This is a genomic window from Microbacterium sp. LMI12-1-1.1 (genome assembly GCF_040676455.1).
GTDB lineage: Bacteria > Actinomycetota > Actinomycetes > Actinomycetales > Microbacteriaceae > Microbacterium.
In genome coordinates, this window is the sequence record NZ_JBEGIA010000001.1 from 1,744,850 (window position 1) to 1,761,062 (window position 16,213).

Below are 16,213 nucleotides of genomic sequence, written 5' to 3' on the forward strand. Positions count from 1 at the left end.
AACACGTCAGAGAGGACGCCCCATGACCGCCGACACCTCGTTCGACGTCGCCCACCTCGCCCACGTCGAACTACTGACCCCGAAGCCGGCGGAGAGCCGGTGGTTCTTCGAGGAGCTCCTCGCGATGCGCGTCGTCGCCGAGGACGGCGACTCGATCTACCTGCGCACCTGGGACGAGTACCAGCTGTACACGATCAAGCTCACCGCGTCGGATGCCGCCGGCGTCGGCCGCACGTCGTTCCGCGCGTCGTCGCCGCAGGCGCTGGAGCGACGCGTCGCCGCCATCGAGGCGACCGGGCACGGCACCGGATGGACCGAGGGCGACGTGGGCTGCGGGCCGACGTACGGGTTCACCGACCCCGACGGGCACGCGATGGCGATCTTCTACGAGGCCGAGCGCTACGTCGCCACCGACGACAGGCCGGCGCTCAAGAACCAGGCCTCACGCTTCCCCGGCCGGGGCGTGAACGCCCGCCGCCTGGACCACATCAACTACCTCGCGAAGGACGTCGAGGCGAACGGGGAGTTCCTGCGCGACGCGCTCGGCATGCGCGAGTCGGAGCGCATCCGGCTCGACAACGGGAGGTTCGCGGCGTGGTGGTTCCACTTCTCGCTGAAGTCGTACGACGTCGTGTACTCCGACGACTGGACCAAGCACGGCAACCGCCTGCACCACATCGCTTTCGCCCCCGACACCCGTGAAGACATCCTGAAGGCCGCCGACATCTTCCTCGAGAACGGCATCCACATCGAGTCGGGCCCGCACAAGCACGCCATCAACCAGACGTTCTTCCTCTACGTCTGGGAGCCCGGCGGCAACCGCATCGAGTTCGCCCAGGCCGGCGCCCGCCTGCTGCTGGACCCCGATCAGCCCGTCGTCGAGTGGTCCGAGGCCGAGCGCAAGAAGGGCCAGGCCTGGGGCATGAAGACGATCGAGACCTTCCACACCCACGGCACCCCGCTGGTCTGACGCTTCGTCTCGCTCAATGACCGGAACATCCCGGTCGTTGAGCGAGGGAGCGCCAGCGACCGAAAGCCCCGGTCGTTGAGCGAGGGAGCGCCAGCGACCGAAAGCCCCGGTCGTTGAGCGAGGGAGCGCCAGCGACCGAGACGAAACGCCCCGAGCCGCTCGTCTGCGCCAGGTGCGGCGCGTTTCGTCTCGCTCGTTCCTCGCTTGCTCAACGACCGGCTTTGCATTGCCGCCGACCGAGATCCGGGTCGCTGACGCCGCCCTCGCTCCGGGGCGCCGCTGTCCTGGTCCATCCGGGGTTTGGGGCGCACCACGTCCGTTCGGGGCGTGCCCTGCGCGCCCCGAAAGCACGCCATGCGCCCCGAACCCGGGAAACTGAGAGCAGCGAGCGGTCAGCGCCAGACGTCGGCGGCGATGTCGACGACCTCGCGCACCTTGGCCCACTGCTCGTCCTCGGTGAGGACGTTGCCCTCCTCGGTCGAGGCGAAGCCGCACTGCGGGCTCAGCGCCAGCTGCTCGAGCGGCGCGAACGCGGATGCCTCGTCGATGCGCTTCTTGACGGCATCCACGTCCTCCAGCTCGCCGCTCTTGGACGTGATGAGGCCCAGCACGACCGTCTTGTCGCCCTCGGGCAGGAAGCGCAGCGGCTCGAAGCCGCCCGCGCGCTCGCTGTCGTACTCGAGGAAGTAGCCGTCGTACGCGGTGTTGCCCAGCAGCTGCTCGGCGACCGGCTCGTACCCGCCCGACGAGATCCAGGTGGAGCGGAAGTTGCCGCGGCAGACGTGCGTCGTGACGACGAGGTTGTCGGGCTTGCCGTCGAGGATGCGGTTGAGGATGCCGGCGTACCGCTCGGCGATGCCGTCGGTGTGGATGCCGCGCTCGCGGGCCTTCTCGAGCTCGACGTCGGAGCACAGGTACGCCCAGGCGGTGTCGTCGAACTGGAGGTAGCGGGCGCCCGCCTCGTAGAACGCGGCGACGGCGTCGCGGTAGGCCTGGACGAGGTCGTCGACGATGTCGTCGCGGCCGTCGTAACCCGAACCGGCGAGATGCCCCGGCTCGAGGCGGAAGTCGAGCACGGTCGGCGCCGGGATGCTGAACTTCGGCACTGCGCCGGTGGTGCGCTCGAGCAGGCGCTTGAGCGAGCGGAAGTGGTCGAGGAACGGGTGGGTGTCGCTGAACCCGATCTTGCCGGTGACCTCGATGCCCCGCGGCTTCGTCTGCACACCCTGGAACTGGATGCCGTGATCGAGCTCGACGATCTCGACGCCGTCGAGCAGGCCGAAGAAGTCGAAGTGCCACCACGAGCGGCGGAACTCGCCGTCGGTCGCGAGTTTCAGGCCGGCGTCGGCCTCGCGCACGACGAGCTCGGCGATCGCGGTCTCCTCCGCGATGCGCAGCGCGTCGGCGTCGATCTGACCGGAGGCGAAGCGGCGGCGGGCCTCCGCGAGTTCGGCGGGACGGAGGAAGCTGCCGACGATGTCGGCGCGGAACGGCGGTGTTGACACCCTTGCGATGGTACGGGATGCCTCCGGACGTAGGGAAACCCCGCGTCACGGAAGGACGCCCGCGGCCAGGCCGCTCCCGATGACGCCCGGCCGCGAGACCCCAGCGGACGGACGAGACCGTGGGAGAACCCCGCGGTCTCGTCCCGCCACTGTGGTCTCACGGTGCGGCGCCGCGCCCGGCGCGACGCCGGTCGTCGGGAGGACGCCCGCGTCAGAACACGTACTCCATGAGGTCGGTGCCGAGCACGCGGAACGCCTCGTGCGCCCGCAGGCGATGCGAGATCGACAGGTCGTCGAAGCACACGATGAGCGCGTACGACACGCCGGCGCGGGGACCGGCCAGGACCCCCGCTTCGACGCGGACCCCGGCATCCCGGCCGGTCTTGTTGATGAAGAGGAGACCGTGCTCGTCGTTCTCGTGCGAGAACGGGTCGAGGCCGGTCGCCGATGCCACGAGGGAGAGGTCGTGGTTGAGGCTCAGCCACTCGGCCACCTGCGCGCTCACGCTCGGCGAGACGACCTGCGAGTTGACGAGGGCGGCGAAGACCTCGGCGAGCTCGCGGGCCGAGCCCAGCGCGAAATGCGGGGCGTCGTCGGGGCCGCGCTCGTCGCGGAAGCGGTCGAGGAGCGCGGAGCGCGACAGCCCCAGGTCTTCGATGCGGGCGCGCACCGCCGGCAGGCCGACCCGCCGCAGCAGCGCGTTGGCGGCCATGGCGTCACCGGTCGACGCGGTGAGCACCGCGAGGTCGGACAGCGGCAGAGCGGGCGCCTTCAGGTGCTGCCACACTCCCCCGACGCCGACCGGCTCGAGCTGCGCGCGGTCGATGATCTCGAGCGGCTCGAGCCGCCCGGACTCGAACGCCGCGGCCACCTCGATGAGCAGCGGCACCACGCCGAGCCCCGCCACCGGCAGGGTGACGAAGTCATCGCCCGAGAGCACGGATGTGCCGCGGTCGAGATCGGTGATCCGCACCGAGATCTTGGCGCCCGATGCGGCGAGATCGTCGAGCGCCTTCAGCGTCGACGTGAACGAACGACGTCCGGCAGCCGCCCTCTTCGGCAGCCGCCGGCCGGTGCTCCGTCGCGCCCCCCGCAGCGACTCGGCGTCCCTTCTGGGCTCGATGCCCACGGAGTTTCCCTCCCGTTGATGTTGTTGCGGGGCGAACGGGCCGCACGCGGCCCGGCCATCACCAGATGGTGACGCGCTGGTCCTGGTCGAGCCAGAGGCCATCCGACGGCGTCACTCCGAATGCATCGTAGAACGCGTCGACGTTGCGGACGATCTGATTGCACCGGAACTCGTTGGGCGAGTGCGGGTCGATCGTCAGCAGGCGGATGGTCTCGGCATCCCGCCCCTTCTGCTGCCAGATCTGTCCCCAGCTGAGCAGCAGTCGCTGGATGCCGGTGAAACCGTCCAGCTCCGGCGCGTCGGCATCGCCCAGCGACAGGGCGTAGGCCCTGATCGCGATGCCGAGACCGCCGAGGTCTCCGATGTTCTCGCCGATCGTGAGCGCGCCGTTGACGGTGTTCTCGGGCGCGAGGCCCTGCGGCACGAGGGCGTCGAACTGGGCGATGAGGTTCTTGGTGCGCTCCTCGAACGCCGCGCGGTCGTCATCGGTCCACCAGTCCCGCAGCGACCCGTCGCCGTCGAAGCGGCTGCCCTGGTCGTCGAAGCCGTGGCCGATCTCGTGGCCGATGACCGCGCCGATGCCGCCGTAGTTGGCCGCGGCGTCGCGCTCGGCGTCGAAGAAGGGGTACTGGAGGATCGCCGCCGGGAACACGATCTCGTTCATCAGCGGGTTGTAGTACGCGTTGACGGTCTGCGGCGTCATGAACCACTCGTCGCGGTCGATCGGCTGGCCGACCTTGGCGAGCTGGCGGTCGTGCTCCCACACGTGGGCGCGGCGGACGTTGCCGACGAGGTCCTCGGCGTCGATCTCGAGCGCCGAGTAGTCCTTCCACTTCACGGGGTACCCGATCTTCGGGGTGAAGGCGTCGAGCTTGGCGAGCGCGCGCTCGCGGGTCTCGGGCGTCATCCACTCGAGCTCGGAGATCGACTGGCGGTAGGCCTCGATGAGGTTGGCCACCAGCTCGTCCATCGCGACCTTCGAGGCCGGCGGGAAGTGGCGCTCGACGTAGACACGGCCGATCGCCTCGCCCATCGCGGCCTCGGTGAGGCTGACGCCGCGCTTCCACCGCTCGCGGTTGACCGGCACGCCGGTGAGCTGCGTGCCGTAGAAGCCGAAGTTCTCGGCGACGAACTCGTCCGACAGGAACGGCGCCGCCGAGTGCACGACGGTGAACCGCAGCCATGCCTTCCAGTCGTCGAGGCGTTCCTCGACGAGCAGGGCGCCGAGGCCCTCGAAGAAGCTCGGCTGATACACGTTGATCTCGGCGAACGCATCGGCGTGGTCGGCGGCCGCGCCCTCGCGCCACGGCGTCAGGTCGACGCCGACGAGCGCCTGCACCTCGTCCCACGTCTTGAGGTTGTAGGTCTTGACCGCGTCGCGGCTCGCGACGTTGTCCCAGTGGTGCGTGGCGATCTCGGTCTCGATCGCGACGATGCGATCGGCGGATGCCTCGGCCTCGGCCACGCCGGCGAGCTCCAGGATCCGCTGCACGTGCGCGCGGAAGGCGATGCGGGTCTCCTGGAAGTTGTCGAGGCGGTAGTAGCTCTCGTCCGGCAGCGAGAGGCCGCCCTGGATGAAGAACGGCACGTAGCGCTCGGGGTTGCCCGGGTCGGGCTCGATGTAGAGGTGGATGAGCGCCGCGATGCCTTCGCGCTCGAACTCGCCGATCGTGCGGAGGAAGCCGGGGATGTCGGCGACCGCGTCGACACGCGCCAGCACGTCGGCGAGGGGTGCCGCACCCTGCGCCTCGATGCGCTCGGTGTCCATGAAGCTCGTGTAGAGGTCGCCGATCTTGCGCGCCTCGGTGCCGGGCTCGGCCTGCTGCGACTCCTCGACGATCGCGTGCACGTCCTTCTCGGCCTGCTCCGCGATGAGGTGGAACGAGCCCCACCTCGCCTTGTCCTCGGGGATCTCGGTCCGATCGAGCCACGAGCCGTTGACGTGGCGGAACAGGTCGTCCTGAGGGCGGATCTCGGCGCTGAGTTCCTCGAGCGCGAGACCGGAGCGGGGGGCGTCGGTCATGCGTTCCAGGGTAACCGCCCCCAGGTGTGCGAATCCTCGGCGAGGCATCGATCTGAGGCTGTGACCGCATTGTGATGATGACGGATGCCGAGGGCCGGCGTCGGAGCGTGCGGCCGGCGTCGGAGCGTGCGGCCGGCGTCGGCGGCGCCTCCTAGGCTCGGAGGGTGACGACCGACACCCTGAATCGCGACATCCTGCGGCTCGCGGTGCCGGCGCTCGGCGCCCTGATCGCCGAGCCGCTGTTCCTGATCGTCGACTCCGCCCTCGTCGGGCACCTCGGTGTCGAGCCGCTCGCGGGGCTCGGCATCGCCTCCGCGGTGCTGCAGACCATCGTCGGTCTGATGGTCTTCCTCGCCTACTCGACGACGCCGGCCGTCGCCCGCCGCTTCGGCGCGGGCGACCCGTCTCGCGCCGTGTCGGTCGGTATCGACGGCATGTGGCTCGCCCTCGGCATCGGCGCCGTGCTGGCGCTCGTCGGCTATGCGGCCACGCCTGCGCTCGTCGGGCTCTTCGGCGCGACGCCCGAGGTCGCCCAGCAGGCCGAGATCTACCTGGGCATCTCGATGTGGGGCCTGCCCGCCATGCTGGTCGTCTTCGCCGCGACCGGGCTCCTGCGCGGCATGCAGGACACGGTGACGCCGCTGTGGATCGCGGGGCTCGGCTTCGGCGCCAACGCCGTCCTCAACTGGGCGTTCATCTACGGCTTCGGGTGGGGCATCGCGGGCTCCGCCGTCGGCACCGTCCTCGCGCAGTGGGGCATGGTCGCCGCGTACGCGGTCGTCGTGGGGCGGCTCGCGCGCCGGCACGAGGCATCCATCCGCCCGCAGCGCGAGGGGGTGCGCGGCTCGGCGCGGTCGGGCGGCTGGCTGTTCCTGCGCACGGTGTCGCTGCGGGTCGCACTGCTCGCGACGGTGGCGGTCGCGACGGGCCTCGGCACGGTCGAGCTCGCGGGCTGGCAGGTCGCGTTCACCATCTTCTCCACCGCGGCGTTCGCGCTCGACGCGCTCGCGATCGCCGCTCAGGCGCTCATCGGCAAGGGACTCGGCGCCGAGGAGACCGGGCTCGTCCGCCGTGTGCTCGGCCGCACGGTGGCGTGGGGCGCCTGGTTCGGCGTGATCACCGGAGCGCTGATCGGCGCACTGTCGGGCGTCATCGGGCTGCTGTTCACCGGCGACCCCGGCATCGCCGCGCTGGTGCAGCCGGCGCTCATCGTGCTCGCCGTCGCCCAGCCCGTCTGCGGCGTGGTGTTCGTGCTCGACGGCGTGCTCATCGGCGCCGGCGACGCGAAGTACCTCGCCCTCGTCGGGGTGCTCAACCTGGTGCCGTTCGTCCCCGCGCTGGTGCTCGTGGCGGTGCTGCATCCGGTCGGTGCGGCGGGGCTCGCCTGGCTCGCGCTGTCGTTCTTCGGCGTCTACATGCTCGCGCGCCTGATCACCCTCGGCTGGCGCGTGCGCGGATCCGCCTGGCTGACCGCGGGCGCCTGACACCGGCACCCTTCCTCCGGACGGACGGTATCAGCGCCGCCGCTGACAGCTCCTTGCTCGCATGGCGCGCACGCGGCGACGCCAGGAGGAGCAGACATGTCCGAGACCGGCGCATTCGCGTTCACCGTCCACCCCCGCGCACGTCTGCGCGAGGATCTCGCGCGCGCCTGGCGGCCGCTCGGGCTCGTGCCCGAGCGCGTCTACGACACGGCCCTGCGCCGCCTGCCGCTCCCGCCGGTCACCATGGCGGGCGTGCAGATCGGCGGGGAGCGCGTCGGCCACGTCGTGCTGGTCCCGTTCGGCGCCCGTCACCTGCTGTCGGACATCGAGGAGGGGCGGCGCCGCGTGAGTCGTGCGGTGGACCGCGCCGCGGCTCTCGGCGCCGACGTCGTCGGCCTCGGGGCGCTCACCGCGACGGTCACCGGCGGCGGCCTCACGCTGCGCGAGCGCACCGACATCGCCGTGACGAACGGGAACGCCTTCACGGCGGCGATCGTGGAGGATCAGATCCGGATGCTGCTGCCTCACGTCTCCTCACGGACGACGCGGCCGCACGTGGCCATCGTCGGCGCGACCGGCAGCGTCGGCACCGCGGTCACGAAGCTGCTCGCCCGCGACAGCGCCGGCGCCCGGCTGACGCTCATCGCGCGCACGGAGGGGCGGCTCAAGGCGCTCGCCGCCGCGATCGCCGACGACGTGGACGTCGACGTCGCCCAGACGATCGACGCGGTCCGCGATGCCGACCTCGTCGTGCTGCTCACCGCATCCGCCGACACGCTCCTGGGTCCGGAGCACCTGGCATCGGGTGCGGTGGTGCTCGACGCCACGCAGCCGCGCAACACGTCGCCCGCTCTCGCGTCGGCCCGGCCCGATGTGCTCGTCGTCGACGGCGGCATCGTCTCGATCCCGAGCCTCCGCCTCACCGGCGGCGAGATCGGCCTGCCGGACGGCCGTTCGTACGCCTGCTTCGCCGAGACGGCGATCCTCGCGCTCTCCGGCCACTCCGGCCATTTCTCGCTGGGCAATCCGACACTCGAGCAGGTCGACGCCGTCCGCGAGCGGGCCCGCGGCCTGGGTCGACTCGGATTCCACGCCGCCGAGCCGACGAGCTTCGGCAGACCCGTCGCACTCGAGGCGCACTCGGCGGTGATCGCATGACCCGTGTGGTGCTCCTCGGCGGCGGCTACGTGACCCTGCACGCGTATGCGACGCTCGTGCGGCGCCGTGCGCGCGACGTCCGCCGCGGCGACCTCGAGATCGTCGTGATCTCGGCCGATCACGCGCACCGGTTCCACGGCTTCACGGGTGAGCTCGTCGCCGGGATGATCGACTCCGACCGCGTCGCCACTCCCCTCGCGGAGGCGATGCCGCTGGCCCGCATCATCGGCGGCCGGGCCCTGAGCATCGACACCGTCCACCAATCGGTGTCGTACCGGTGCGGCGAGAACCCGGTCGAGGCGCTGACCTACGATCACCTCGTGGTGGGCACCGGAGCGAAGGAACCGGCGTCGGAGGTCGCCGGGCTCGAGCAGTACGGCCGCACGCTGCGGGGCCCTGACGAGATCGCCGCACTCGCCGACCATCTCGGGACGGTTCCGGGATCGCCCGTCGTCGTGGCCGGGGGCGGGATCGCGGGGGCCGAGCTCGCCGCGGCCATCGCCGACCGCGGGCATCCGGTCACCCTCGTGCACTCAGGGAACCGGATCCTCGGCGAGTGGTCCGATCAGCCGGGGCTGGTGGCGCGTGCAGAGAAGGAGCTCGACCGCCTGGGCGTGCGGGTGATGCCGGGCGCGCGTCTCGCAGAGGTCACGCCGACGACGGCGGTGCTGTCCGACGGTACGACCCTCGCCACTGCGACCGTCGTTGCGGCGACCGGACAGCGTCCCGTGTACCTCCCGGGGCTCGATCCGTGGCGAGACGAGCGGGGACGCCTGCGCACCCAGCGCACGCTCGCCGTCAGGTACGGCGTGTGGGCCGCCGGCGACGGTGCACGCGTCGAGCACCCCAGGAACCGGGAACCCGTGCCGGCCAACGCGCTGTGGGCCATCAAGGGCGGCGATCACATCGGCCGCGCGATCGCACGGCGACTGAGCGGAAAGACGCCCCGGGCCTTCACGTATCGAGGGCTGGGCCGCGCGGCCTCGTTCGGCTACGGCCGGGGCATCTCGGAGCTGTACGGCGTGCCGTTCACCGGTGCGCTCGCGTGGCTGCTGCGGCTGGTGTTCTTCCTGCGCTTCATGCCCTCGCGGGCTCGCGCGGCCGGGGTCGTGTCCGACCTCGCACACTTCGCCGTCACCCCGCGCCGCGGACGCGTGCACGCCGTTCAGGTCGGGACACGGTCGGCCTCACGCCCCGCCGTGAGCACCGAGGCGGCGTGAGTGCCGCGGGTCACGCCCAGCGTCGGCACCACTCGTACATGACGACGGCCGCGGCGGCGCTCGCGTTCATCGAGCGGGTCGAGCCGTACTGCTCGATCTGGACGGTGGCGGATGCCGCGGCCAGCGCCTCGGGCGAGAGCCCCGGGCCCTCCTGACCGAACAGCAGCACGCACGCCTCCGGCAGATCGGCCGCCGGGAGGGGCTTCGACCCCTCGACGTTGTCGATCGCGATCACCGGCAAGGATGCGGCATCCGCCCACTGCACGAACGCCTCGACCGTCTCGTGGTGACGCACGTGCTGATAGCGGTCGGTGACCATCGCCCCTCGGCGGTTCCACCGGCGCTTGCCGATGATGTGCACCTCGGCGGCCAGGAACGCGTTGGCGCTGCGCACGATCGAGCCGATGTTCATGTCGTGCTGCCAGTTCTCGATCGCGACGTGGAACGCATGGCGGCGTGTGTCGAGGTCGGCGACGATGGCGTCCATCGTCCAGTAGCGGTAGGCGTCGACGACGTTGCGCGCGTCGCCGCGCGCCAGCAGCTCGAGGTCGTACCGCGGGTCGTCTGGCCAGGCGTCGGGCCCGCCCGGCCAAGGGCCGACGCCCACCGGGAGCGTCGGTTCTGCCGGCTCGGCGGGCTCGGGAGAGGTCGGCGCGGGCGGGGTCACCGGCCCAGGCTATCCGCGCCCGCCCCGCCGCGGCTTGATCCGGTCGTTGAGCGAGCGAGGAACGTGGCCGTTGAGCGAGCTTGCGAGTCGAAACGCAGAGACGAAACACCCCCGGCCCTTCTCGCAAGCCCGAGGCGTTTCGTCTGGTCGCTGACGCTCCCTCGCTCAACGACCGGAATCAAGCCGATCACCGCGTTTCGTCTAGTCGCCGACGCTCCCTCGCTCAACGACGGAACTGTCTTTTCGGTGCACCGAAAAACGGCTATGGTTTCGGTGTGCCGAAAACTGCCGACGCTGTCAGGATGCCGCCCGCCACCACCAGCCGCCGCTCGCTGCCCCGCCTGGCGTGGCTGATCGGTCCTGCGCTCGTGGCCGGCGTCGCGTATCTCGACCCCGGCAACGTGGCCAGCAACATGACGGCCGGCGCCCGCTACGGCTACCTGCTGGTCTGGGTGGTCGTGCTCGGCAACGTCATGGCCTGGCTCATCCAGTACCTCTCCGCCAAGCTCGGCATCGTCACGGGCAAGAGCCTGCCCGAGACCCTCGGCGGCCGCATCCGCTCGAAGTGGGGTCGCCGCGCCTACTGGCTGCAGGCCGAGCTGGTCGCGATGGCGACCGACATCGCCGAGGTGATCGGCGGCGCGGTCGCACTGAACCTGCTGTTCGGCATCCCGCTCCTGTGGGGCGGCGTGATCACCGGCACCGTGTCGATCGCGCTGCTACTGATCCAGTCCCGCCGCGGCCCGCGGCCGTTCGAGTTCGTGATCATCGGGCTGCTCGCCATCATCGCGATCGGCTTCTCGTTCGGCGTCTTCGTCGCGCCGCCCGACGGCGCCAGCGTCGTGGCCGGTCTCGTGCCGCGCTTCGAGGGCACCGACTCCGTGCTGCTGGCCGCCTCGATCCTCGGCGCGACGATCATGCCGCACGCCATCTACGCGCACAGCGCGCTGGCACGCGACCGCTTCGCGCCCCGCGTCGCCTCCGCTCCGGCTCCGGCCACGCCCGCGCAGACGCCCACGCCGGGCAACCTCCCGGGTTTGGGGCGCACGGCGTCTGCTTGGGGCGCACGGCGTGCGCCCCAAACGGACGGCGCGCGCCCCAAACCCGACACCGATACCAACACCGACACCGAACCCGACACCGACATCGCCACGGGTCCTGCGGCTCCGCCCGCCTACGGGGCTGCGCTCAGCGACCGGTCCGCACCCGACGCGACGCTGGCCGAGCTGCGCGGCATCCCGACCCGGCGCCTGCTGCGCGCGACGAAGTGGGACGTCTCCATCGCGATGCTCATAGCCGGCACCGTGAACCTCTGCATCCTGCTGCTCGCCGCGGCGAACCTGGCCGGCGTGCCGGGCACCGACTCGCTCGAGGGCGCGTACGCGGCGCTCTATGCGGGGCTCGGTCCGCTGGTGGCGACGCTGTTCGCCGTCGGACTGCTGGCGAGCGGGCTGGCGAGCACGTCGGTCGGCGCCTACGCCGGCGCCGAGATCATGCACGGTCTGCTGCACATCCGCGTGCCGCTCCTGGCCCGCCGCCTCGTGACCCTCATCCCGGCGCTCGTGATCCTCGCGATCGGCTTCGACCCGACGGTGGCGCTGGTGCTGAGCCAGGTCGTGCTGTCTTTCGGCATCCCGTTCGCGCTGGTGCCGCTGGTGGCGCTGACCGCGAACCGCGAGATCCTCGGCGGGTTCCGCAACCGGGTGTGGACGACGATCGCCGGCATCGCGGCATCCGTGTTCCTCATCGCACTCAACGGCGTGCTGCTCTTCCTCGTCCTGTCGGGGGCGTGAGCCTCGACCTCGCGCCTGAAGCAGCACGAGGGAGCCCGGTACCCTGAGTCCGTGGCCTCTCCTGCCGTCGACGACTACCTCAAGACGATCTACCACCACACCGAGTGGCAGGACGACCGCATCACGCCGTCGCAGCTGGCCGCCGAACTGGGACTGGCGCCGTCGAGCGTCACCGAGATGGTGCAGAAGCTCGCCGCGCAGGGGCTCGTCACCCACCGCCCGTACGGTCCCATCGCCCTGTCGGACGACGGCGAGCGCCGCGCGGCCGCGATCATCCGCCGCCACCGGCTCATCGAGACGTGGCTGGTACGGGAGTTCGGCTACGCGTGGGACGAGGTGCACGACGAGGCCGAGGTGCTCGAGCACGCGATCAGCGACCGTCTGCTCGAGGGCATCGACAAGCGTCTCGGGCGCCCGCGCTTCGACCCTCACGGCGATGCGATCCCGGATGCCGCGGGCCACGTCCACCGTGAACCCTTCGTCGTGCTCGGCGGGGCGTCAGCCGGTCACACCGGTCGGGTGCTCCGCGTCAGCGACCGCGACCCGGAGCTGCTGCGGGCCGTCGAGTCGGCCGGCGTCGCGGTCGGCGCGACGGTGACGGTGACGTCCGCCGCAGCCCTGCGGATCGGTGAGGTCGAAGTGACTCTCCCCCGCGCCGCCGCCGACGCCGTGTGGCTCAGCGTCGACCCCGAGGCCTGAGCGCTCGCGCGGCCCCGCCAGCAGCGCTGTTGCGCGGCATCCGGAGTCCGGGGTCGCTCGTGTCCCGAAATCCGCCCCTCGTGTCCCGAAATCCGCCCCTGCTGTCCCGATACCCGCCGCACGTGGTGGCTGGACCAAGTGATGGTGGGACGTGCGGGTTGTGACGGTCAGCGCGCCGCGACCTCGAAGGGCCAGTGCACGCCGGTGGCCGTCTCGGCCACGTCCCAGAGGCGTGCGCCCACCACGGGGTCACGCGTGATCTTGGCGGCCTTCTGCCGGCGCGGCTCGCCGCGCGAGCCGGTGCGCGGTCCCCAGAACTCCCCGCCCTCGATCTCGGGGTCGGTGAGCGCCCGCACGAGCGACCAGGCGCCGCGCTCCTTGGACTGCGCGATGGCGGCCTGCAGGTTGTCGCGGAACCGCTTGGCGCGCGAGGGTTCGTTGACCCCGACGATGCCCGGCGTCCGGCCGCCGGTCGAGTAGCCCGGATGGGCGACGACACTCGCCACGGGAACGCCCGCTGCGCGCAGGCGCCGGTCGGCCTCGAAGCCCAGCGCGGCCGTGGCGACCTTCGACTGGACGTAGGCGCGCCACGCGGTATAGCCGTCGGCCAGCTGCGGGTCGACCGGGTCGTAGGGCGTGAGCGACGTCGACATGCTGCCAAGCCACACCATCCGGCCAGAGGCGTCCGCCAGCGCGGTCAGCAGCTCGCCGGCGAGCGCGTAGTGGCCGAGGGCGTTCGTCGCGAAAACGACCTCGTTGCCATCGATCGTGGTCTCGCGGGTCTTCGGCGGGTGGACGATGCCGGCGTTCAGCAGGACGCCGTCCAGGCCGCCCTTGCCGCGCACGCTCGCGGCCGCCGAGCGCACCGATGCGAGGTTGCTGGTGTCGAGGATGAGCGGCTCGGTCGCATCGGTCGCGGCATCCGGAACCCGTCGGCGGATCGCGGCGCGCGCGGCCGACAGCCGGTTCGGATGGCGCGCCGACATGAGCACCTGTGCGCCCGCGCGCACCAGCTGCTCCGACGCGAAGTAGCCGAGGCCGGCGTTGGATCCGGTCACGAGGTACACGCGTCCGGAGAGGTCGGGAAGGCTCCGGGGGTCCCACGTCACGGCTTCGACCCTACGCCCGCGCGCCACTTAGTCTGGACGCATGCGCACGCGGTCCGACATCGAATGCTGGCTCACCGACATGGACGGCGTGCTGGTGCATGAGAACACCCCCGTTCCCGGGGCCTCCGCACTGCTGCAGCAGTGGCGCGACCAGGGCGTGCCCTTCCTCGTGCTGACCAACAACTCCATCTTCACGCCGCGGGATCTGTCGGCGCGGCTGCGCGCCTCGGGGCTCATCGTTCCGGAGGAGTCGATCTGGACCTCCGCGCTCGCGACCGCCGACTTCCTGCGCTCGCAGATGCCCGGCGGCACGGCGTTCGTCATCGGCGAGGCGGGCCTCACCACAGCCCTTCACGAGGCCGGCTTCATCATGACCGAGACGAACCCCGACTACGTCGTCGTCGGCGAGACCCGCAACTACTCGTTCGAGGCGATCACCAAGGCGATCCGCTTCCTCGGCGCCGGCGCCCGCTTCATCGCGACCAATCCCGACGCGACCGGCCCGTCCACCGAGGGCGTGCTGCCCGCGACCGGCGCCATCTCGGCCCTCATCACGAAGGCGACCGGCATGGAGCCGTACGTCGTCGGCAAGCCGAACCCCATGATGTTCCGCTCCGCGCTCAACCGCATCGGCGCCCACTCCGAGAACACCGGCATGATCGGCGACCGCATGGACACCGACGTCGTCGCCGGCATCGAGGCAGGCCTGCACACCGTGCTGGTGCTCACCGGCATCAGCGACGCGGCCGAGATCGCGCGCTACCCGTTCCGCCCCGACGAGGTGCTCGACTCGGTCGCCGACCTCCTCGACGCCGAGCCCGTCGAGTCCGAGGACCCCGAGCTGCTGTAGGCCCCGAGCTGCTGCAGCCCCCGAGCTGCTGTAGCCCCGAGCTGCTGTAGGCCCCGAGCTGCCGTAGGCCCAACTTCTGCTCTGACGCGCCGGCCGCGGCATCCGTCGGTCGCAGTTGAGGTGCCGCGCGTCCTCAGATGAGGAAACGTGCCGAAATGCGGAGCGAACGGCCTGTTGAGCGCCTCATCTCGGCTCACGTCCTCAGTTGAGGAGCGGATGCCTCGGCCATTCCGCGTCCTCAGTCGAGGTCCGCGTCCTCAGTCGAGGTCCGCGTCCTCAGTCGAGGTCCGCGTCCTCAGATGAGGAAGCGTGCCGAGATGAGGGGGGAAACGCGCGGTTCCGCCCTCATCTCGGCCCACGTCCTCAGCTGAGGAACGGATGCCGCAGCCATTCCGCAGTCTCAGCTGAGGAACGGATGCCGCAGCCAATCCGCAGCCTCAGCTGAGGAACGGGATGCCGCAGCCCTCCTCTACGCCAGCTCGAGACCCGCGCGCAGTTCCGCGTCCAGCACGAGGTCCGCCCCGTCCAGGCGCGTGCGCACCTCGGGGTCGAGCACCAGGTCTGCCGCGGCGAGCGCCTCTTCGAGCTGGGCGACGCTCGAGATGCCGACCACCGGGATCACCGGCACCGGCCCCCCGAGCAGCCACGCGAGCGCGACCTGGTTGGGGGTCGCGCCGATCTCGGCGGCGATGTCGTGCAGCACGCGTACGCGCTCGCGGTTCGACGCGTGGCGCATCGGCGCCCACAGCGGCTTGTCGTCGCGCGTGAACGCACCCTGGTGCAGCGGCGAGTACGCGGTGACGGTGAGCGGCGGGCGGCTGTCGACGCCCGCGGCGGCGCCTGCGCCTGCGCCTGCCCCCGCCCCGGCGCCGGCGCCTGCGCCTGCCCCTGCGCCTGCGCCTGCGCCTGCGCCTGCGCCTGCGCCTGCGGCCAGCGAATCGACGTAGTCCAGAAGCTCGACCGACACGTCGTTCGTGCGCCCGGCTGCCGGGCTCGGGTAGACGTAGCTGTAGCCCTGCTGCACGACACCGTACGGGTCGACGCCCTGGCGCAGCGCCTCCTCGCGCGCTTCGACGAGACGCCAGAGCGCGACGTTCGAGATGCCCGCGATGCCGACGAGCCCCTCGCGCTGCAGCTGCCCGAAGGCGGCGACGGTCTCTGCGATCGGCGTCGCGCGGTCGTCGACGTGCCCGTACAGCACGTCCAGGTGGTCGATGCCGAGGTGCTGCAGGCTGAGGCGCGCCTCGCGCGCGACGACCTCGGCCGAGAGTCCCTGGTAGTTCGTCGGCTCGACGGTCTGCAGCGGCAGCGCGGGGTCCTTCTTCGCAGCACCGAGCTTGGTGGCGAGGCGCACGTCGCCGAGGCCTCCGCGGCGGCGGATCCACTCCCCGAGCACATCCTCGCTGTCGCGGCCGTGGCCGCCGACCCAGACGCTGTAGTTGTTCGCGGTGTCGACGAAGGTGCCGCCCGCGTCGGCGAACCGGTCGAGGATGGCGAGGGATGTCGCGGTGTCGGTGCGTGTGCCGAAGAACATGGTGCCGAGGCACAGGGTCGAGACCTCGAAAGAAGTCGACCCGTTGGAGATGGTGCGGTACTGCATGGCGTT

Annotated in this window: 13 protein-coding genes; 7 read left to right on the plus strand and 6 right to left on the minus strand. The window is 71.3% G+C overall.

Annotated features, from left to right (window positions below):
- The first annotated feature begins 22 nt into the window (after positions 1-22).
- Positions 23-970 carry a VOC family protein gene (locus MRBLMI12_RS08125; RefSeq protein WP_363355507.1) on the plus strand — a complete coding sequence of 316 codons (948 nt, stop codon included), beginning with the start codon at positions 23-25 and terminating at the stop codon, positions 968-970.
- A 392-nt stretch (positions 971-1,362) separates the two neighbouring features.
- Here MRBLMI12_RS08125 and MRBLMI12_RS08130 read toward each other — a convergent pair whose 3' ends face one another.
- From MRBLMI12_RS08130 to MRBLMI12_RS08140, 3 genes are all read right to left on the minus strand, one after another.
- Positions 1,363-2,475: a 5-methyltetrahydropteroyltriglutamate--homocysteine S-methyltransferase gene (locus MRBLMI12_RS08130; RefSeq protein WP_363355509.1), complete on the minus strand. Its 1,113-nt coding sequence runs from the start codon at positions 2,473-2,475 to the stop codon at positions 1,363-1,365.
- Between the two features lie 211 nt (positions 2,476-2,686).
- On the minus strand, positions 2,687-3,598 hold the full coding sequence (locus tag MRBLMI12_RS08135; RefSeq protein ID WP_331906246.1) for a serine hydrolase: 912 nt from the start codon (positions 3,596-3,598) through the stop codon (positions 2,687-2,689).
- Positions 3,599-3,662: 64 nt separating this feature from the next.
- Entirely contained in the window at positions 3,663-5,627 is a 1,965-nt protein-coding gene (locus MRBLMI12_RS08140; protein ID WP_363355511.1) for a M13 family metallopeptidase, read from the minus strand.
- 164 nt (positions 5,628-5,791) lie between these two features.
- On the opposite strand from MRBLMI12_RS08140, the gene MRBLMI12_RS08145 reads away from it, so the two are divergent.
- The 3 genes from MRBLMI12_RS08145 to MRBLMI12_RS08155 all read left to right on the plus strand — a co-directional run bounded on the left by MRBLMI12_RS08145 (position 5,792) and on the right by MRBLMI12_RS08155 (position 9,489).
- Complete coding sequence (locus MRBLMI12_RS08145; RefSeq protein ID WP_363355513.1) at positions 5,792-7,111, plus strand: MATE family efflux transporter; 1,320 nt, start codon at positions 5,792-5,794, stop codon at positions 7,109-7,111.
- Positions 7,112-7,207: 96 nt separating this feature from the next.
- Entirely contained in the window at positions 7,208-8,269 is a 1,062-nt protein-coding gene (locus MRBLMI12_RS08150) for a semialdehyde dehydrogenase (protein WP_363355515.1), read from the plus strand.
- Entirely contained in the window at positions 8,266-9,489 is a 1,224-nt protein-coding gene (locus tag MRBLMI12_RS08155) for an NAD(P)/FAD-dependent oxidoreductase (RefSeq protein WP_363355517.1), read from the plus strand. Before MRBLMI12_RS08150 ends, MRBLMI12_RS08155 begins: the two co-directional genes overlap by 4 nt.
- 10 nt (positions 9,490-9,499) lie before the next feature.
- On the opposite strand, the gene MRBLMI12_RS08160 is transcribed toward MRBLMI12_RS08155, so the two are convergent.
- Complete coding sequence (locus MRBLMI12_RS08160) at positions 9,500-10,156, minus strand: TrmH family RNA methyltransferase (protein ID WP_363355519.1); 657 nt, start codon at positions 10,154-10,156, stop codon at positions 9,500-9,502.
- 302 nt (positions 10,157-10,458) lie between these two features.
- Between MRBLMI12_RS08160 and MRBLMI12_RS08165 the strand changes: the two genes are divergently transcribed.
- Both MRBLMI12_RS08165 and MRBLMI12_RS08170 read left to right on the plus strand, forming a co-directional pair.
- The gene (locus tag MRBLMI12_RS08165; RefSeq protein ID WP_363355521.1) at positions 10,459-11,949 is read left to right on the plus strand and encodes an Nramp family divalent metal transporter; all 1,491 of its coding nucleotides are present in this window, start codon (positions 10,459-10,461) and stop codon (positions 11,947-11,949) included.
- 51 nt (positions 11,950-12,000) lie between these two features.
- A complete protein-coding gene (locus tag MRBLMI12_RS08170; RefSeq protein WP_363355523.1) occupies positions 12,001-12,648 on the plus strand; it encodes a metal-dependent transcriptional regulator in 648 nt (215 codons plus the stop codon).
- A gap of 167 nt (positions 12,649-12,815) precedes the next feature.
- On the opposite strand, the gene MRBLMI12_RS08175 is transcribed toward MRBLMI12_RS08170, so the two are convergent.
- Positions 12,816-13,757 (minus strand): SDR family NAD(P)-dependent oxidoreductase, encoded by a 942-nt coding sequence (locus MRBLMI12_RS08175; protein WP_363355525.1) that lies wholly within the window; start codon positions 13,755-13,757, stop codon positions 12,816-12,818.
- A 40-nt stretch (positions 13,758-13,797) separates the two neighbouring features.
- Between MRBLMI12_RS08175 and MRBLMI12_RS08180 the strand changes: the two genes are divergently transcribed.
- Positions 13,798-14,607 (plus strand): HAD-IIA family hydrolase, encoded by an 810-nt coding sequence (locus MRBLMI12_RS08180; protein ID WP_363355527.1) that lies wholly within the window; start codon positions 13,798-13,800, stop codon positions 14,605-14,607.
- A gap of 469 nt (positions 14,608-15,076) precedes the next feature.
- Here the strand turns inward: MRBLMI12_RS08180 and MRBLMI12_RS08185 are convergent, their stop codons facing one another.
- Complete coding sequence (locus MRBLMI12_RS08185) at positions 15,077-16,207, minus strand: aldo/keto reductase (protein ID WP_363355528.1); 1,131 nt, start codon at positions 16,205-16,207, stop codon at positions 15,077-15,079.
- Positions 16,208-16,213: the final 6 nt, after the last annotated feature.

Bases quoted from the DNA above. Each gene is read 5' to 3' on its own strand.
- MRBLMI12_RS08125 (WP_363355507.1), top strand. From the start codon at position 23: ATGACCGCCGACACCTCGTTCGACGTCGCCCACCTCGCCCACGTCGAA.
- MRBLMI12_RS08140 (WP_363355511.1), bottom strand. From the start codon at position 5,627: ATGACCGACGCCCCCCGCTCCGGTCTCGCGCTCGAGGAACTCAGCGCC.
- MRBLMI12_RS08150 (WP_363355515.1), top strand. From the start codon at position 7,208: ATGTCCGAGACCGGCGCATTCGCGTTCACCGTCCACCCCCGCGCACGT.
- MRBLMI12_RS08155 (WP_363355517.1), top strand. From the start codon at position 8,266: ATGACCCGTGTGGTGCTCCTCGGCGGCGGCTACGTGACCCTGCACGCG.
- MRBLMI12_RS08165 (WP_363355521.1), top strand. From the start codon at position 10,459: ATGCCGCCCGCCACCACCAGCCGCCGCTCGCTGCCCCGCCTGGCGTGG.
- MRBLMI12_RS08180 (WP_363355527.1), top strand. From the start codon at position 13,798: ATGCGCACGCGGTCCGACATCGAATGCTGGCTCACCGACATGGACGGC.
- MRBLMI12_RS08185 (WP_363355528.1), bottom strand. From the start codon at position 16,207: ATGCAGTACCGCACCATCTCCAACGGGTCGACTTCTTTCGAGGTCTCG.